Consider the following 13,960-nt stretch of genomic DNA (forward strand, 5'->3'; position numbering starts at 1 on the left):
CTCTCCGATGAACCTCACCGCCCCCTTTCACCTCTACGACATGTAGTGGAGGTGACCCCGGCGTGAACTGCCGAGCCCCGGGGGGCGGAACGAGGAGAGCGAGGAGAAGGACGCCATGGATGACGGTCACCGTGCCGGCGCCGGCCCGCAGGTGAGACTGCGCGACGCGCCCGCCACGGCCGGTCCGCCGCAGGTCCGGCCGCCCGCACCCGGCCCCGCCGCGCCGCAGCAGTTGCACCGGGGGATGACACTGGTCGCCGCGATCAGCCTGTTCATCGGCACCCGCGACGCCTGGACGAGGGCGATGGCCTCCCATCCGCCCGTCGCCGGAATCATCTCCGTCTGCTACGCCGGGATACTCGTCGCGGGCGTCCTCGCCCTCACCACCCGCACCCGCCGCGCCCTCACCCGGGTCGACGCGGCCGTCCTGCTGCTCGCCGTCGTCCTGGTGCTCTGCGGCTACTGGCTCGACCACGCGGGCACCGACGAGGGAGTCCTCACCGCCCAGGCCGCCCACGAGATCCTGCGGGGACACCCGATCTACGGCCAGCCCTGGCCGTGGCTCTTCGACAGCTCCTCGGTTGGCATCACGAAGACCATGTCGGGCGGCGCCGACTACACGTACGGCTATCCGCCGCTGACCGCGCTGCTCGCCGCCCCCGTGTACGCGGTGATCCACTCGACGGCCGCCGCCACCCTCGTCACCACCGCCGCGCTGCTCGGCGGCGCCGTCCTGCTGTGGCGGCTGCTGCCCGCCCCCTGGCGGTCCGGCGCCACCGCCGTGTGCCTCGGCTTCGGCTTCCTGCCGGGCTACGCCTACTCCGGCTATCCGGCCGTCCTCGCCCTGGCCCTCCTGATCCCCGTGGTGGTCCGCTGGACCGACACCGGAGCCGGCGGCCGGCTCGCACTGCCCGGAGTGGTCCGGGCCCTCTGCCTCGGCGCGGCCTGCGCCTCCCAGCAACTCGCCTGGTTCCTCACGCCGTTCCTGCTCGTCGGCCTCTACGCCGTGCGCCGCGGCGACCTCGGCCCCAGGGCCGCCCTGGGCGTGGTCGCCCGCTACACCGGCACCGCCGCCCTCGCCTGGGCCGCGATCAACGCCTTCTTCGCCACCCAGGACTTCCCCACCTGGCTGCACGGCCTGCTGCTCCCGCTCACCCAGAAGGCGATCCTGCACGGCCAGGGCCTCATGGGGATCTCGTACTACTTCACCGCGGGCAGCAGGCACCTCGACTACTACTCGTACGCCAGCGTGCTGCTCCTGCTCGGCCTGCTCGCGGCCACGCTGCTCTTCATGCGGCGGCTGGGCCCGGCGATCACCGTGCTGCCCTGGCTGAGCTTCTACCTCGCCACCCGGTCCCAGGACGGCTACTTCCTGATGATGACCCCGCTGTGGCTCGCGGCGGCGGCCACCGTCCCCGCCGCAGCGTTCACCTCGGCATGGCAGCCCCGCCTCCCGCACCTGACCGGACACCGGGCCAGGGCCGTCCTCGCGGCGGCGCTCGTCGCACCCGCCGTGGTGTGCGCGACGGTCGCCGCGGCCAGTGCGCCGCCGTTGCGGATGAAGGTCGCACCGAGCTTCGTGGAGCGGGCCGGCCACCGGGACATCACGCGCCTCGCGGTACATGTCGTCAACATCACCGGCACCCGGCTCACCCCTCACTTCGCCAGCCGTCTCGGCCAGGGCGCCTCCGACTGGTGGACCGCCTCCGACGGCCCGCACACCCTCGCCGCACACGGCTCCGCGACCTACGTCGTACGGCCCCCGGGCGGTGTGCGGCGGGCGCCCGGAGGGTCGGACCCGCACTACTACCTGATCGCCGTCACCGGTACCCCGATGACCATCACCACCGCACGGATTCCGCTCAGTTGACCGAGTTTGACGTAAAAGGATATCCCGTAAATGAGAAAGGCCCTGCGAGGTTCTCATCTGAGATTGTTATATTGCGCAACCACGCAAGAGAGACGGGAACCCCGCCTCGCCCGACACGGCCGCGAGCCCCAGGCCGCAGCTTCGACGGCCCGACCGGCCCGACCGTTTTGTGGGAGTGCCAGATGACCGACCTCGGGGACGGCCCCGTGGGACACGCCACGCGCAGTCGCACACGAGGGGTGCCCAGGCCGCGCGAGGTCGACACCGACGAGCCCCTGCCCACCGGCGGCCGGGCCGCCACCCGCGCCGCGGCCCGCCAGGCCCCGCGCGGCGGATCCCGCGCACGCGGACGCGCCGACACGCGCCGCCGCGCCAAGCCGACCTCCCGGGGCAAGCGCGTCCTGAAGATCAGCGCGATATCCCTGTCCGCGCTGATCCTGGTGACAGCGGGCGGCGGCTGGTGGTTCTACGAGCACCTGAACGGCAACATCAACAGCATCGCGATCGACGACGGCGCGGGCGGCAAGGAGAAGGCCGACGCCTTCGGCCGCACGCCGATCAACCTCCTCGTGATGGGCAGCGACGCCCGCAGCAGCGCCACCGACTGCAAGCTGGGCGGCGGCTGCTCGTCGACCGGCGTCCAGACCGGCAACGGCAACGCGGACGTCGAGATGGTGGTCCACATCTCCGCCGACCGCTCGAACGCCACGGTGATGAGCATCCCCCGCGACACCATGACCCAGGTCCCCGCCTGCAAGGACCCGGACAGCAGCCAGTCGACGGCCGGCTACTACGGCCAGATCAACAGCGCACTGCAGTACGGCCAGGAGTGCCAGGTCAAGACCGTCCACCAGCTCACCGGCATCACCATCGACCACTTCGTGCAGATGGACTTCTCCGGCGTGGTGAAGATGTCCGACGCGGTCGGCGGTGTCTCCGTGTGCGTCGACGCCGACGTCTACGACACCTACTCGCATCTGAAGCTCGCCAAGGGCACCCACACCCTCAAGGGCACCGCGGCGCTGGAGTTCGTCCGCTCCCGGCACGGCTTCGGCGACGGCAGCGACCTCGGCCGTACCGTCTCCCAGCACCTGTTCCTGAGCGCGATGATCCGCAAGTTCAAGAGCGCGGGCACGCTCACCGACCCGACCGCGGTCTACAACCTGGCCGACGCGGCGACCAAGGCGCTCACCGTGGACACGGGCCTCGGCACCGTCAAGAAGCTGATCGGGCTCGCCGCGGACCTCGACAAGGTCCCGACGAAGCGCATGACGTTCACCACGATGCAGACCGGCGCCGACCCGAGCAACGCGGACCGCGTGGTGCCCGCGGCGGCGGCCAAGAGTCTGTTCGCGACGATCGCCAACGACCAGTCGCTGACCACCGGCTCCGGCAAGAAGTCCTCGGCGGCCACCGCGACCGCCGCCGCGTCCGTCCCCGCCGCGCAGATCGCCGTGACGGTGGAGAACGGCACCAGCATCAGCGGGCGCGCGTCCACCGTCGCGACCTCGCTGATAGACGGCGGCTTCAGCTCCGGCACCACCACGGGCAACGCCTCCGTCAGCGCCACCTCGACCACACTCACCTACGGCTCCGGCCAGAAGGCCGAGGCGCAGACGGTGGCCAAGGCGATCGGCCTCGCCTCCTCGCACCTCAAGCAGGGCACCGGCACCGGCCTCACCCTGGTGATCGGCACGGACTGGCCCAGCGGTACGACGTACCCCGGCGGCGGCTCGTCCCCGGCGCCCGCCGACACCAAGGCGGCCACGTCCAACGCCCAGGCCGCCACCGCCGACCAGTCGAAGTCCTGCGCCAAGGTCAGCCGGTACAAGACGGTCAGTCTCAACGGCGTCCCGATGACCCCGATCCAGGCGTACCAGGCGGCGACCAACAAGAAGGACTCGGCCGACTGACCCGGGGCTACGGCCTGACGACGCTCTCGGCGGTCCAGGTGATGTGCGGGGGATCGACCCGCGCGCACAGCGGGCCGCCGTTCGCGTCGGTCAGCCCGAGCCGCCCCACCAGCAGCCCGTCGGGCGCGGCGGCGGCCAGCACCTCGTCCGGCACGGAGTCCAGCATGAGCTTGGCGCGCCGGAACATGGTGAAGACCCCGGCCGCGTCGACCGTTCCCCACGACAGGTACACGAACCGCAGACCCATCCGGTGCTGCACATAGGGGCCCGTGACCACGATGCCGTCCGGCGTGGCCTCCGCGGTGCACTCCAGGGTCCAGGTCGCGGACGGGGCGTCCCCCGGCCGCGGGTCGAGGAGTTCGGCCGGCCGGTCCCGGCGCTGCACGGCGACATGGACGTTGTCGTACGTCGCGACGGGCTTGTCGGCGGGGGCGGGAAAGGTTCGGCCGGGCAGCTCGACGGCGTCGATACGGATGCGCATGCGGCCCATCATGCCGCGCCCACTCTCCGCACTCTCCGTACCCTCGGCGTCCTCCGCACCCCTGGCCGATCAAGAGGAGGCGGCCGTCCTGGAGCCGCCTAGGGCAGCCGGACCACGTCCACGCCCACGATCTCCGCGGCACCGCCCAGCCGTACCCCCGAACCGCCCCGCGCCGACGCGGTGATCGTGGCGGGAGCGCCGAGCGAGTCGCCCATGTCCACGGTGATCGCGGTGATCGCGGTGGCGCCCCGGCCGGCCAGGTCGGCGGCGAGGCAGGCCGTGCTGTTGGCGTTCGCGATGTCCTCCGGGACACCGATGGACGGCGCGAACATGCGCGCCGCGATCCGGCCCGAGCGCGCCGGCACCGAGTAGACGTAACAGCCGAGGAACCCCAACCGGTCGCAGACCGCGCCGAGTCGGCCGGAGTCCGGGGCGAGCGCCATGAGGGCGGAACGCGTCGCGACCGGCACCAGCAGGCGCGCCCGTCCGACCGAGGCGACCCGGACACCGGGCGCGGACCGGTCCGGGGTGACGCCCAGCGCGGGGAGGACGAGCCCGCACTCGGCGACGGTCGGGTCGCGCAACTCGACGGGCGCCGAGGTGAAGGAGGCCTGGAAGAGCGCGTCCTCGCGTATCGCCCGGCCCGCGAACTCGCGCCCCGCCGCCCGCAGCGCGCCCCGGTACTCCGTGCCGCCGGCCCGCTCGGCGAGGAACGCGAGCGCGGCGACCGTGCCGTGGCCGCACGCGGGCAGTTCGCCCTCGGCGGTGAAGAAGCGCAGGGACACGGCCGGTCCGCGTCGGGCGACGAAGACGGCGTGCGAGGTCCCGGCGAGGACCGGCACCCGGCGCCGTTCGGCGTCGCTCAGCGCCGTCTCGTCCAGCACCGCGGTCGGGCTCCCGCCCCGGCCCTCCCGCAGACACGCGCGGACGATCGTGACGGGCAGTCGGCTGATCACACCGGAACCGTACGCCCGAACCCCGCGGCCCGACCTGTGCTCCTGACGGCGTGTGGGCGCGGCAGCGGCCGTACTCCTCGCTATGTTCGGTCACAACATCAGACATTCGGAGCAAAAATGCCAAAAACGGATGAGCTGCTTGATGTGACGGAGGCGGTGTTCCCGGCCGCCGTCCACGCACCCGGGCGACGGCGCCGCCTTCTCCGCAGGCCCCCGCCGGCAACGGCGGTCGTGACCGCGCTCGCCCTGGCCGCGGCCGTCCTCGTCCTGTCGGAGACGCCCTGGCTGAACGACCCCGCCGTGGCGGCCTGGCGGACGGTCTGCCTGGCCATCACCGTGCAGGCGCTGCCCTTCCTGCTGCTGGGCACCGCCCTGTCCGGGGCCATCAACGCCTTCGTCCCGGCGGACCTGTTCACCAAGGTGCTGCCCAGGCACCCGGCGCTCGCCGTGCCGGTCGCCGGGGTCGCGGGCGCGGTCCTGCCCGGCTGTGAATGCGCGTCCGTGCCGGTCGCCAACAGCCTGATCCGGCGCGGGGTCACCCCGGCCGCCGCGTTCGCGTTCCTGCTCTCGGCGCCCGCGATCAACCCGATCGTGCTGACCGCCACCGCCGTCGCCTTCCCGGGCAGCCCCGCCATGGTGCTGGCCCGGCTGCTCGCCTCGCTCGCCACCGCCGCCGTCATGGGCTGGCTCTGGCTCTGGCTGGGGCGCGAGGAATGGCTGCGGCCCGTCGTACGGCACACCGGACACCGGTCCGGCCACAGCCGCTTCACCGAGTTCCGGCTCGGCTTCCAGCACGACTTCCTGCACGCCGGCGGCTTCCTCGTGCTGGGCGCCATGGCCGCGGCCACCTTCAACGTGACCGTCCCGCGCTCCGTCCTCGACACCTTCTCCGGCTCGCCCTGGCTGTCCGTGCTGTTCCTGGCCGGTCTCGCCGTGGTCCTCGCGGTCTGCTCGGAGGCCGACGCGTTCGTCGCCGCCTCGCTCACCGGCTTCTCGCCCACCGCCCGGCTGGCCTTCATGGTCGTGGGCCCGATGGTCGACCTGAAGCTGATCGCCCTTCAGGCGGGCACCTTCGGCCGGGCGTTCGCCGTGCGCTTCTCCACCGCGACCACCGTGGTGGCCGTGGCCGCCAGCGTCCTGATCGGAGGCGCCCTGCTGTGAAGCGCGCCGCGCAAGTACTCCTCCTGGTCCTCACCGGCCTGGGCCTCCTGCACACCGCCCTCTTCACCGATCTCTACCTGCGCTACGTCAAGGAGGGCCTCCGCCCGCTCCTGATCATCTCCGGCGTCCTCCTCCTGCTCCTGGGCCTGGCACACGCGATGCTCGACCGAGGCCCCGCGAAGACGGAGGACCACGACCACGGCCACGGCGATGCGGACGGACACGGCCACGGACACGATCACGGCCACGACCACTCCACCGCTCCCCGCATCGCCTGGCTCCTCTTCCTCCCCGCGCTCAGCCTCCTCTTCTACGCGCCACCCGCCCTCGGCGCCTACACGGCCTCCCACGCGGGCAGCGAGACCGTCAAGAAGCAGAAGGGGTTCGCCGCCCTGCCCGCGACCTCACCCCTGCCGATGACCCTCACGGACTTCACCACCCGGGTCCAGCAGGACAAGGAGCTGGCCATCAAGGGCCGCAGCGTCGAGATGACCGGGTTCGCGACACCGGTCAGGGGCGGCGGCTGGGACCTGACCCGGATCATCTTCACCTGCTGCGCGGCGGACGCCCAGACCGTCAAGGTCCGCATGTACGGCACCCCGGCCCCGCCCGCCAACACCTGGCTGGCCGTCACCGGAACCTGGCACACGCAGGGTTCGCTCGGAACGCGCACCGCGGCGGCGGCCCTCGACGTCCACGCCACCCGGAACATCGCCCAGCCGGTCAACGCCTTCACGGACGACCTGCCGCTGACGCCGTCCTGAGAAGGGGCGTGCGGAGGTGAACTCCGCTCGGCAGCAGGGGAGTCGGGCGACCCTGCTGCCGGTCTCCGCACCGGCCCCGCACCGGACCCGCTCGCCGGGTTCACGTTCCGATCGCCTGGCACGTCCGAGAGTTAACGGGTCATTCGGGCACCTGTGGTGTGAAGAGGGGGTCCACATGCCGATGCTCTTGTCATGAACCTGTGATCCGACGAGCGGATCGCGGTCTCATGGAGGTGTTGGATGCACCGCAGACTCGCCACCGGACTAGCCGCCTCGACCCTGGCCCTGGCAGCCGTCGTCGCCACCGCGACCGCCGCCGACGCCGCTCCCGCCGACAAGCCCCAGATCCTCTCCAACTGGACGCAGACCAGCGCGTCGAGCTACAACCTCTGGGCCGCGGCCCGCGCCAACCAGGGCGCCTGGTCCGCCTACGGGTTCGACTGGTCCACCGACTACTGCTCCGACTCACCCGACAACCCCTTCGGCTTCCCCTTCGCCACCTCCTGCGCCCGCCACGACTTCGGCTACCGCAACTACAAGGCCGCGAACGCCTTCGACGCCAACAAGTCCCGGCTGGACAGCGCCTTCTACGAGGATCTCAAGCGCGTCTGCGCCGGCTACGGCGGCGCCACCGCGACCGCCTGCAACAGCACGGCGTGGACGTACTACCAGGCCGTGAAGGTCTTCGGCTGACGGACCGCGACGACCGATGAGTTCGGAGGGCGCGGGAGGTCTACCTGACATGACCGACAAAGTGATCTCAGGAATGTCCATGTCCCTGGACGGGTTCATCACCGGCCCGGACGACACCCGCGCCCATCCCCTCGGCATCGGCGGCGACCGCCTGCACCAGTGGGTGCGGGACATGGACGACGCCGACGCGAAGGTCCTCGCCGAGATGGCGGACGAAATCGGCGCCGTCCTCATGGGCCGCCACTCCTACGACATCAGCGAGGGCGAGGGCGGCTGGGGCGACGGAGGGCCGGTGGGGAAGGTCCCCTGCGTCGTGCTCACCCACCACGCCCCCGACCCGGCGGACGTCGTCGCCCCCGACGTGTTCACCTTCGTCACCGACGGCATCGAGTCCGCGGTGGCCCGCGCCAAGGCGACCGCCCATGGCCGGACCGTCGGGGTCCACGGTGCGGCCGTTGCCCAACAGGCCCTGAACGCAGGTCTGTTGGACGAGGTGCACATCATGCTCGTCCCGGTGCTGCTGGGCGCGGGCAAGCGGCTCTTCGACCACCTCGGCGGTCCCGTCGAACTCCGCCGGCTCTGGTCGCGCGAGTCGCCGGACATCACCCACCTGCGCTTCGAGGTGCTGGCCAGGCCCTGACGAGGCGATCGGTGCGGTGCGCTCGTCACACGACGACGACCCGCACCCCCGCGTCCTCGAACCGCCGTACCGTCTCCGGCTCCGCCGCCGTGTCCGTCACCAGCGTGTTCACCGACTCGGCCGGGCAGATCCGGGCGAATGCCCGCTGCCCGAGTTTGCTGGAGTCGGCCGCGACGACGACCCGCTCGGCCCGCTCGCACAGCAGCCGGTTGATCGCGGCCTCCGCCTCGTCGTGGGCCGCAGCGCCGTGCGCCACGTCGAAGGCGACCACACCGAGCACGGCCACGTCGACGGTGATCTGCGAGAGCACCCCGTCCGCGAGGGGACCGACGAGTTCGTACGACTGCGGGCGCGCGACCCCGCCCGTCAGCACGATCTTGAACTGGGGCCGTACGGCCAGCTCGTTGGCGATGTTCAGCGCGTTCGTCACGACCGTCAGCGCGGGCGTGCCGGAGGTGAGGTCACTGCGGACGGCCAGCGCGCGGGCCACCTCCGTGGTCGTCGTGCCACCGGTCAGGCCCACCGCCTCGCCGGGCGCGACGAGTTCGGCCACCGCCTTGGCGATGCGCTGCTTCTCCGAGGCGTGCCGGGCGGTCTTGTACCGCAACGGCAGTTCGTACGACACTCCGTGCACGACGGCGCCGCCCCGGGTGCGCACCAGCATCTGCTGTTCGGCGAGCTGGTCGAAGTCGCGGCGGATCGTCGCCGCCGACACCGCGAGGTCGGCCGCGGCCTCCTCGACGTCCAGCCGACCGCGCTCGACGAGCAGGTCCAGCAGCGCCTTCCAGCGGGCGTCGCGCGACATCCGCACTCTCCGTTCCTCGATCCTCCGCGACCCTAGCGCACAGCCTCTTGGTCCGCATGCTTGATTGTGCTTGAAAGCTCGCTATATCTTGCAGCAACAATCATAAACGGGGAGGGGTGCGCCATGACGTACGTCGAGGACGAGCTGACCGGCCGCGCCACCTCACCCGCTCGGTGATCCTCTCCCCCTGACGCCCGAACTCCCGGCATCCCAGGCCAGGAAAGGACAGGCCGTGCCCCTCGTCACCACCGGCGAACTCGTCAGCCGCGCCGCCGCCACCCGCTCCGCCGTCGCCGCCTTCAACATCATCACGCTGGAACACGTCGAGGCCGTCATAGCCGGCGCCGAGTCCGCGCGGGCGCCCGTCGTCCTCCAAGTCAGCGAGAACGCCGTCAAGTTCCGCTACGGCCGCCTCCTCCCGCTCGCCCGCGCGGCCGTCGCCGCCGCCGAACGGGCCGCCGTGCCCGTCGCGTTGCACCTCGACCACGTCCAGAGCGACGACCTGCTGCGGCAGGCGCCCGGTGCCGGATTCAGCTCCGTCATGTACGACGCGGCCCGCCTGCCCTACGCCGAGAACCTCGCCGCGACCCGTGCCGCCGCCGACTGGGCACACGCCCAAGGGCTGTGGATCGAGGCCGAGTTGGGCGAGGTCGGCGGCAAGAACGGAGAGCCGCCCCTCGACGCGCACGCGTCCGGCGCCCGCACCGAGCCCGCCCAGGCCCGCGCCTTCGTCGCCGACTCCGGCGTGGACGCGCTCGCCGTGGCCATCGGCAGCTCGCACGCCATGACCACCCGCACGGCCACCCTCGACCACGATCTCCTCAAGCGGCTCGCCGCCACCGCGGAGGTCCCGCTCGTCCTGCACGGCTCCTCGGGCGTCCCCGACGGCGAACTGACCGCGGCCGTCGCCGGCGGCATCACCAAGGTCAACGTGGGCACCGCCCTCAACCAGGCGATGACCGGCGCCATCCGCACCTTCCTCGCGGCGCACCCCGAGGCGGTCGACTCCCGCAAGTACCTGAGCGTGGGCCGGGAGGCGATGGTCGGGGCGGTGTCCCGGATCATCGCGCTGCTCGGCTGAGGACCCGCTACCTCTTCACGGCCTTCAGGACCACGAACTTGGCGTCGCTGGCCACGAGTTGACTGTTGCCGAACAGCCGCTTCAGCTTCACGTGGTAGGCGAGATGGCGGTTGCCGACCACCCACAGCTCACCGCCGGGCCGCAGCGCGCGCCGGGCGCCCGAGAACATCCGCCAGGCCGTCGCGTCCGTCGTCGCCTGGTGGGAGTGGAACGGCGGATTGTTCAGCACGAGGTCCACACTGTCGGCCGGCACCCCGGCCATGCCGTCCCCGATCCTGAACTCGGCCTGCCCCGGCACCCCGTTGGCCTTGTACGTGGCCTCCGCCGAGGCCACGGCCTGGAACGACTCGTCCACGAACAGGACGTCGGCCTCCGGGTCGGCCAGCGACACCGCCGTACCGACGACACCGTTGCCGCACCCGAGGTCCACCACCCGGCGCGGTCCGCGGTCCGCGGGCAGGTGCTGGAGGAAGAAACGGGTGCCGATGTCGAGGCGCTCGGCACAGAACACGCCCGCGTGGTTGACCACGGTCCGTCCCGAGACCGGGCCGATGCCGTCGGGCAGGGCGTAGCTGTGCGGCCAGGGGTTGACGGCGCGGGACGCCGACGGCCGGGGCGTGCAGTGGATCAGCCGGGCCTTCTTCTCGGCCAGCGAGGTCCGGGTCGGGCCGAGGATCCGCTCGAACAGCTTCAGCGTGGAGGTGTGGATCTCCTTCACCATGCCGGTGCCCATGACCAGCGTGTCCGCGTGCACCCCCGGCGCCAGCCGCAGCAACTGGTCCTCCAGCAGCGCGAGGCTCTTCGGCACCCGGACCAGCAGCACGTCCACCCGCTCGGGCGGCGGATCCTGGGTCGTGAGCAGCCGTACCGAATCCGCGTCGACGCCGTTGCGGGCGAGGTTCGCCCTCGTCGCCACCTGGGCGAGGAACGAGTCGGTGATCTGCACCGGGCGGTGCTCCGCGAGCGCCGTTGCCAGGGCGCCCCAGCGGTCGCCGACGATCACGACCGTCCCGGACGGCGGGGTGTCCTCTTCCGCGAGCCGCCGCAGAAGGTATTCGTCGGAGGCGTCCCAGGCGCGCAGCCGGTCGCGGGGATCCTCGGGGAAGCGGGACAGGGCGCGCTCGCCCCACGGAGTCGTCATTCGGTCGATACGGTCGTCCATCGTGCGCCAAGGCTAACCGAGTCCCAGCTCACGGCCGGTCGGGGCAGGATGGAGCCATGGACGCCGAGCTCTTTTCGCGGACCCGCACGGAGATCGCGCCGGACGCGGTGCACGTTCCGGACTGGCTGGACCCCGGCCGGCAGCGCGACCTCCTGACGGCCTGCCGGGAGTGGGCCAGGCCCCCTGCAGGTCTGCGCACGGTCCGTACCCCCGGCGGCGGCACGATGACCGCCCGCCAGGTCTGCCTCGGCTGGCACTGGTACCCGTACGCCTACGCCCGCACGGTCACCGACGGCGACGGCACCCCGGTGAAACCCTTCCCGGCCTGGCTCGACGACCTCGCGCGGCGAGCGGTCACCGACGCACTGGGGACGCCGACGGCGTCGTACGACATCGCCCTCATCAACTTCTACGACGGTGCCGCCCGTATGGGCATGCACCGCGACGCCGACGAGCGTTCGGACGCGCCCGTCGTCTCGCTCAGCCTCGGCGACACCTGCGTGTTCCGCTTCGGCAACCCCGAGACCCGCACGAAGCCCTACACGGACGTGGAGTTGAGGAGCGGAGACCTGTTCGTCTTCGGGGGCGCGTCCAGGCTGGCGTACCACGGGGTGCCGAAGGTCCACGAGGGCACGGCGCCAGGGGAGTTGGGCCTGAAGGGCAGGCTGAACGTCACCCTCAGGGTGAGCGGCTTCTAGAGGCGCGGGGCACCGTGCGACCGGCCGCCGCCGGCCGGCACCGTGAGCACGACCCTGAGCGGACGGTGTGGCACTCAGGGTCATCACCTCTGCGGATCATGGGAGACTCGCCCTCATGAGCGGCGGCAAGGCGGACCCCCGGCCGGCGGGGGATGGGACCACCTCAAGAGCGCGACTGGACCGGGGCCGTGGCGCCCTCGGCCCCGCGCTGGAGCTCGTGCACACCGGCCGCGCCCCCACCCGCGCCGTCCTCACCGCCGAACTCGGCGTGACCAGGGCGACGGCCGGCGCGGTGGCCGCCGAACTGGAGGCGCTGGGCCTGATCAGGGTCGACGCCAGGCCCGGCGCCGCGGCCGGTTCGCAGGGCCGCCCCTCGCACCGGCTCGCCCTGGCGGAGGACGGCCCCGTCGTGCTCGCCGCGCAGGTGCACGCCGACGGCTTCCGCGCCGCGCTGGTCGGGCTCGGCGGCCGGATCGTCGCGACCGCGCCCGGCTGCGAGGCCGTGGACGCCGACCCGGCGAAGGTGCTCGGCTCGGTCGTCCAGGCCGGCGCCGATCTGCTGCGCGAGACCGGCCGGCGCTGCGTGGGCGCCGGACTCGCCGTACCGTCCGCCGTCGCCGAGCCCGACGGGCTGGCCCTGAACCCCCTCCACCTGGCCTGGCCCGCGGGCGCGCCCGTACGGCGGATCTTCGCCGAGTGCGTGCGCGCCGCCGGGCTCACGGGACCGGCGTTCGCGGGCAACGACGTCAACCTCGCCGCCCTCGCCGAGCACCGGCACGGCGCGGGCCGGGGCGCCCGTGACCTGCTGTGCGTGGCCACCGGGCACCGGGGCGTCGGCGGCGCGCTGGTGCTCGACGGGCGTCTGCACACCGGGAGTTCGGGCCTCGCGCTGGAGGTCGGACACCTCACCGTGAACCCCGAGGGCCGCCCCTGCCACTGCGGCAGCCGCGGCTGTCTCGACGTCGAGGCGGACCCGCTCGCCTTCCTCACGGCCGCGCGTCGCGAGCCGGGCCCCGAGGTGTCCCTCCTCCAGCAGTCGAACGAACTGATCCGCGGACACTACGACGACCCGTCCGTCCGGGAGGCCGCCGAGGCGCTGATCGACCGGCTCGGACTGGGGCTGGCCGGGCTGGTGAACATCCTCAACCCGGACCGGATCATCCTCGGCGGACTGCACCGTACGCTCCTGGACGCCGACCCGGACCGGCTGCGCGCGGTCGTCGCCGACCGGAGCCTGTGGGGGCAGAGCGGGGGCGTGCCGATCCTGGCCTGCACCCTGGATCACAACAGCCTCGTCGGAGCGGCCGAGTTGGCGTGGCAGCCGGTCCTCGACGACCCGCTGGCCGCCCTGTCCTGACCGTGCGCGCAGCCGCCCCCCGGACGCCGTGGAAAAGGTCTGTGGCGGGCCCGTTGGGTCCGTGACCCCAGTGGGTCTATCGTCGGAAACCTAAGGCCAGAGGATGGAGGCGGCCGGTGATGCCGCAGGACGAGGCCGTGATCGGATGCACGGGAGAGGTGATCATCGAGACCCGGGGAAGTGCGGGCCCCGGCGAGATCCTCGTGCGGGTCCGAGGCGGCTCCGAGACCTTCCTGGCCTGGTCGGATGATCCCCTGCCCACGGGGGCCACGGTGCTCGTGATCGAGTCCCGTGGACGGCGTGCCGTGCATGTCATCGAGTGGGCGGATCCATTGGACGCGCTGGGCGGCGAACCCGTCGGCGCAGAGTGAGGAGCAAG

General features: G+C 72.3%; 14 protein-coding genes. 10 read left to right on the forward strand and 4 right to left on the reverse strand.

Annotation, left to right across the window (positions count from 1 at the left end; all coding sequences use genetic code 11):
- Positions 1–115 precede the first annotated feature (115 nt).
- Positions 116–1,870, forward strand: coding sequence for a hypothetical protein (locus tag ACIPTO_RS35610; protein WP_401198957.1), 1,755 nt, complete (start codon positions 116–118; stop codon positions 1,868–1,870).
- A 182-nt stretch (positions 1,871–2,052) separates the two neighbouring features.
- Positions 2,053–3,783, forward strand: coding sequence for an LCP family protein (locus ACIPTO_RS35615; protein ID WP_366320342.1), 1,731 nt, complete (start codon positions 2,053–2,055; stop codon positions 3,781–3,783).
- Positions 3,784–3,790: 7 nt separating this feature from the next.
- Here ACIPTO_RS35615 and ACIPTO_RS35620 read toward each other — a convergent pair whose 3' ends face one another.
- Both ACIPTO_RS35620 and ACIPTO_RS35625 read right to left on the reverse strand, forming a co-directional pair.
- On the reverse strand, positions 3,791–4,264 hold the full coding sequence (locus ACIPTO_RS35620; protein ID WP_366320340.1) for a DUF5990 family protein: 474 nt from the start codon (positions 4,262–4,264) through the stop codon (positions 3,791–3,793).
- A gap of 98 nt (positions 4,265–4,362) precedes the next feature.
- Positions 4,363–5,220, reverse strand: a complete 858-nt coding sequence (locus tag ACIPTO_RS35625) for a PhzF family phenazine biosynthesis protein (protein ID WP_401198960.1) — start codon at positions 5,218–5,220, stop codon at positions 4,363–4,365.
- 117 nt (positions 5,221–5,337) lie between these two features.
- Here ACIPTO_RS35625 and ACIPTO_RS35630 point away from each other — a divergent pair, with 117 nt between their 5' ends.
- The 4 genes from ACIPTO_RS35630 to ACIPTO_RS35645 all read left to right on the forward strand — a co-directional run bounded on the left by ACIPTO_RS35630 (position 5,338) and on the right by ACIPTO_RS35645 (position 8,478).
- On the forward strand, positions 5,338–6,381 hold the full coding sequence (locus ACIPTO_RS35630) for a permease (RefSeq protein ID WP_401198962.1): 1,044 nt from the start codon (positions 5,338–5,340) through the stop codon (positions 6,379–6,381).
- The gene (locus ACIPTO_RS35635) at positions 6,378–7,145 is read left to right on the forward strand and encodes a TIGR03943 family putative permease subunit (RefSeq protein ID WP_401198964.1); all 768 of its coding nucleotides are present in this window, start codon (positions 6,378–6,380) and stop codon (positions 7,143–7,145) included. The genes ACIPTO_RS35630 and ACIPTO_RS35635 overlap by 4 nt, the downstream gene beginning before the upstream one ends.
- 240 nt (positions 7,146–7,385) lie before the next feature.
- On the forward strand, positions 7,386–7,838 hold the full coding sequence (locus ACIPTO_RS35640) for a phospholipase (protein WP_401198966.1): 453 nt from the start codon (positions 7,386–7,388) through the stop codon (positions 7,836–7,838).
- A 49-nt stretch (positions 7,839–7,887) separates the two neighbouring features.
- Positions 7,888–8,478 carry a dihydrofolate reductase family protein gene (locus ACIPTO_RS35645; RefSeq protein ID WP_401198968.1) on the forward strand — a complete coding sequence of 197 codons (591 nt, stop codon included), beginning with the start codon at positions 7,888–7,890 and terminating at the stop codon, positions 8,476–8,478.
- Between the two features lie 25 nt (positions 8,479–8,503).
- Here the strand turns inward: ACIPTO_RS35645 and ACIPTO_RS35650 are convergent, their stop codons facing one another.
- The gene (locus tag ACIPTO_RS35650) at positions 8,504–9,283 is read right to left on the reverse strand and encodes a DeoR/GlpR family DNA-binding transcription regulator (protein WP_401198970.1); all 780 of its coding nucleotides are present in this window, start codon (positions 9,281–9,283) and stop codon (positions 8,504–8,506) included.
- Between the two features lie 232 nt (positions 9,284–9,515).
- Between ACIPTO_RS35650 and ACIPTO_RS35655 the strand changes: the two genes are divergently transcribed.
- Entirely contained in the window at positions 9,516–10,364 is an 849-nt protein-coding gene (locus ACIPTO_RS35655; RefSeq protein WP_401198972.1) for a ketose-bisphosphate aldolase, read from the forward strand.
- A 7-nt stretch (positions 10,365–10,371) separates the two neighbouring features.
- Here ACIPTO_RS35655 and ACIPTO_RS35660 read toward each other — a convergent pair whose 3' ends face one another.
- Positions 10,372–11,505 (reverse strand): methyltransferase, encoded by a 1,134-nt coding sequence (locus tag ACIPTO_RS35660; protein ID WP_401199087.1) that lies wholly within the window; start codon positions 11,503–11,505, stop codon positions 10,372–10,374.
- Between the two features lie 77 nt (positions 11,506–11,582).
- On the opposite strand from ACIPTO_RS35660, the gene ACIPTO_RS35665 reads away from it, so the two are divergent.
- From ACIPTO_RS35665 to ACIPTO_RS35675, 3 genes are all read left to right on the forward strand, one after another.
- The gene (locus ACIPTO_RS35665) at positions 11,583–12,224 is read left to right on the forward strand and encodes an alpha-ketoglutarate-dependent dioxygenase AlkB family protein (protein ID WP_401198974.1); all 642 of its coding nucleotides are present in this window, start codon (positions 11,583–11,585) and stop codon (positions 12,222–12,224) included.
- Positions 12,225–12,339: 115 nt separating this feature from the next.
- Entirely contained in the window at positions 12,340–13,581 is a 1,242-nt protein-coding gene (locus ACIPTO_RS35670; RefSeq protein ID WP_366320322.1) for an ROK family protein, read from the forward strand.
- Positions 13,582–13,700: 119 nt separating this feature from the next.
- Positions 13,701–13,952 carry a hypothetical protein gene (locus ACIPTO_RS35675; protein WP_366320320.1) on the forward strand — a complete coding sequence of 84 codons (252 nt, stop codon included), beginning with the start codon at positions 13,701–13,703 and terminating at the stop codon, positions 13,950–13,952.
- The last annotated feature ends 8 nt before the right edge of the window (positions 13,953–13,960 follow it).

It is taken from the genome of Streptomyces sp. NPDC090083 (genome assembly GCF_044747445.1).
GTDB lineage: Bacteria > Actinomycetota > Actinomycetes > Streptomycetales > Streptomycetaceae > Streptomyces.

Excerpts from the sequence above, each read along its gene's own strand:
- ACIPTO_RS35660 (WP_401199087.1), bottom strand. The coding sequence starts at position 11,505 with ATGACGACTCCGTGGGGCGAGCGCGCCCTGTCCCGCTTCCCCGAGGAT.
- ACIPTO_RS35640 (WP_401198966.1), top strand. The coding sequence starts at position 7,386 with ATGCACCGCAGACTCGCCACCGGACTAGCCGCCTCGACCCTGGCCCTG.
- ACIPTO_RS35670 (WP_366320322.1), top strand. The coding sequence starts at position 12,340 with ATGAGCGGCGGCAAGGCGGACCCCCGGCCGGCGGGGGATGGGACCACC.
- ACIPTO_RS35650 (WP_401198970.1), bottom strand. The coding sequence starts at position 9,283 with ATGTCGCGCGACGCCCGCTGGAAGGCGCTGCTGGACCTGCTCGTCGAG.
- ACIPTO_RS35630 (WP_401198962.1), top strand. The coding sequence starts at position 5,338 with ATGCCAAAAACGGATGAGCTGCTTGATGTGACGGAGGCGGTGTTCCCG.
- ACIPTO_RS35665 (WP_401198974.1), top strand. The coding sequence starts at position 11,583 with ATGGACGCCGAGCTCTTTTCGCGGACCCGCACGGAGATCGCGCCGGAC.
- ACIPTO_RS35675 (WP_366320320.1), top strand. The coding sequence starts at position 13,701 with ATGCCGCAGGACGAGGCCGTGATCGGATGCACGGGAGAGGTGATCATC.
- ACIPTO_RS35610 (WP_401198957.1), top strand. The coding sequence starts at position 116 with ATGGATGACGGTCACCGTGCCGGCGCCGGCCCGCAGGTGAGACTGCGC.
- ACIPTO_RS35620 (WP_366320340.1), bottom strand. The coding sequence starts at position 4,264 with ATGCGCATCCGTATCGACGCCGTCGAGCTGCCCGGCCGAACCTTTCCC.
- ACIPTO_RS35615 (WP_366320342.1), top strand. The coding sequence starts at position 2,053 with ATGACCGACCTCGGGGACGGCCCCGTGGGACACGCCACGCGCAGTCGC.
- ACIPTO_RS35645 (WP_401198968.1), top strand. The coding sequence starts at position 7,888 with ATGACCGACAAAGTGATCTCAGGAATGTCCATGTCCCTGGACGGGTTC.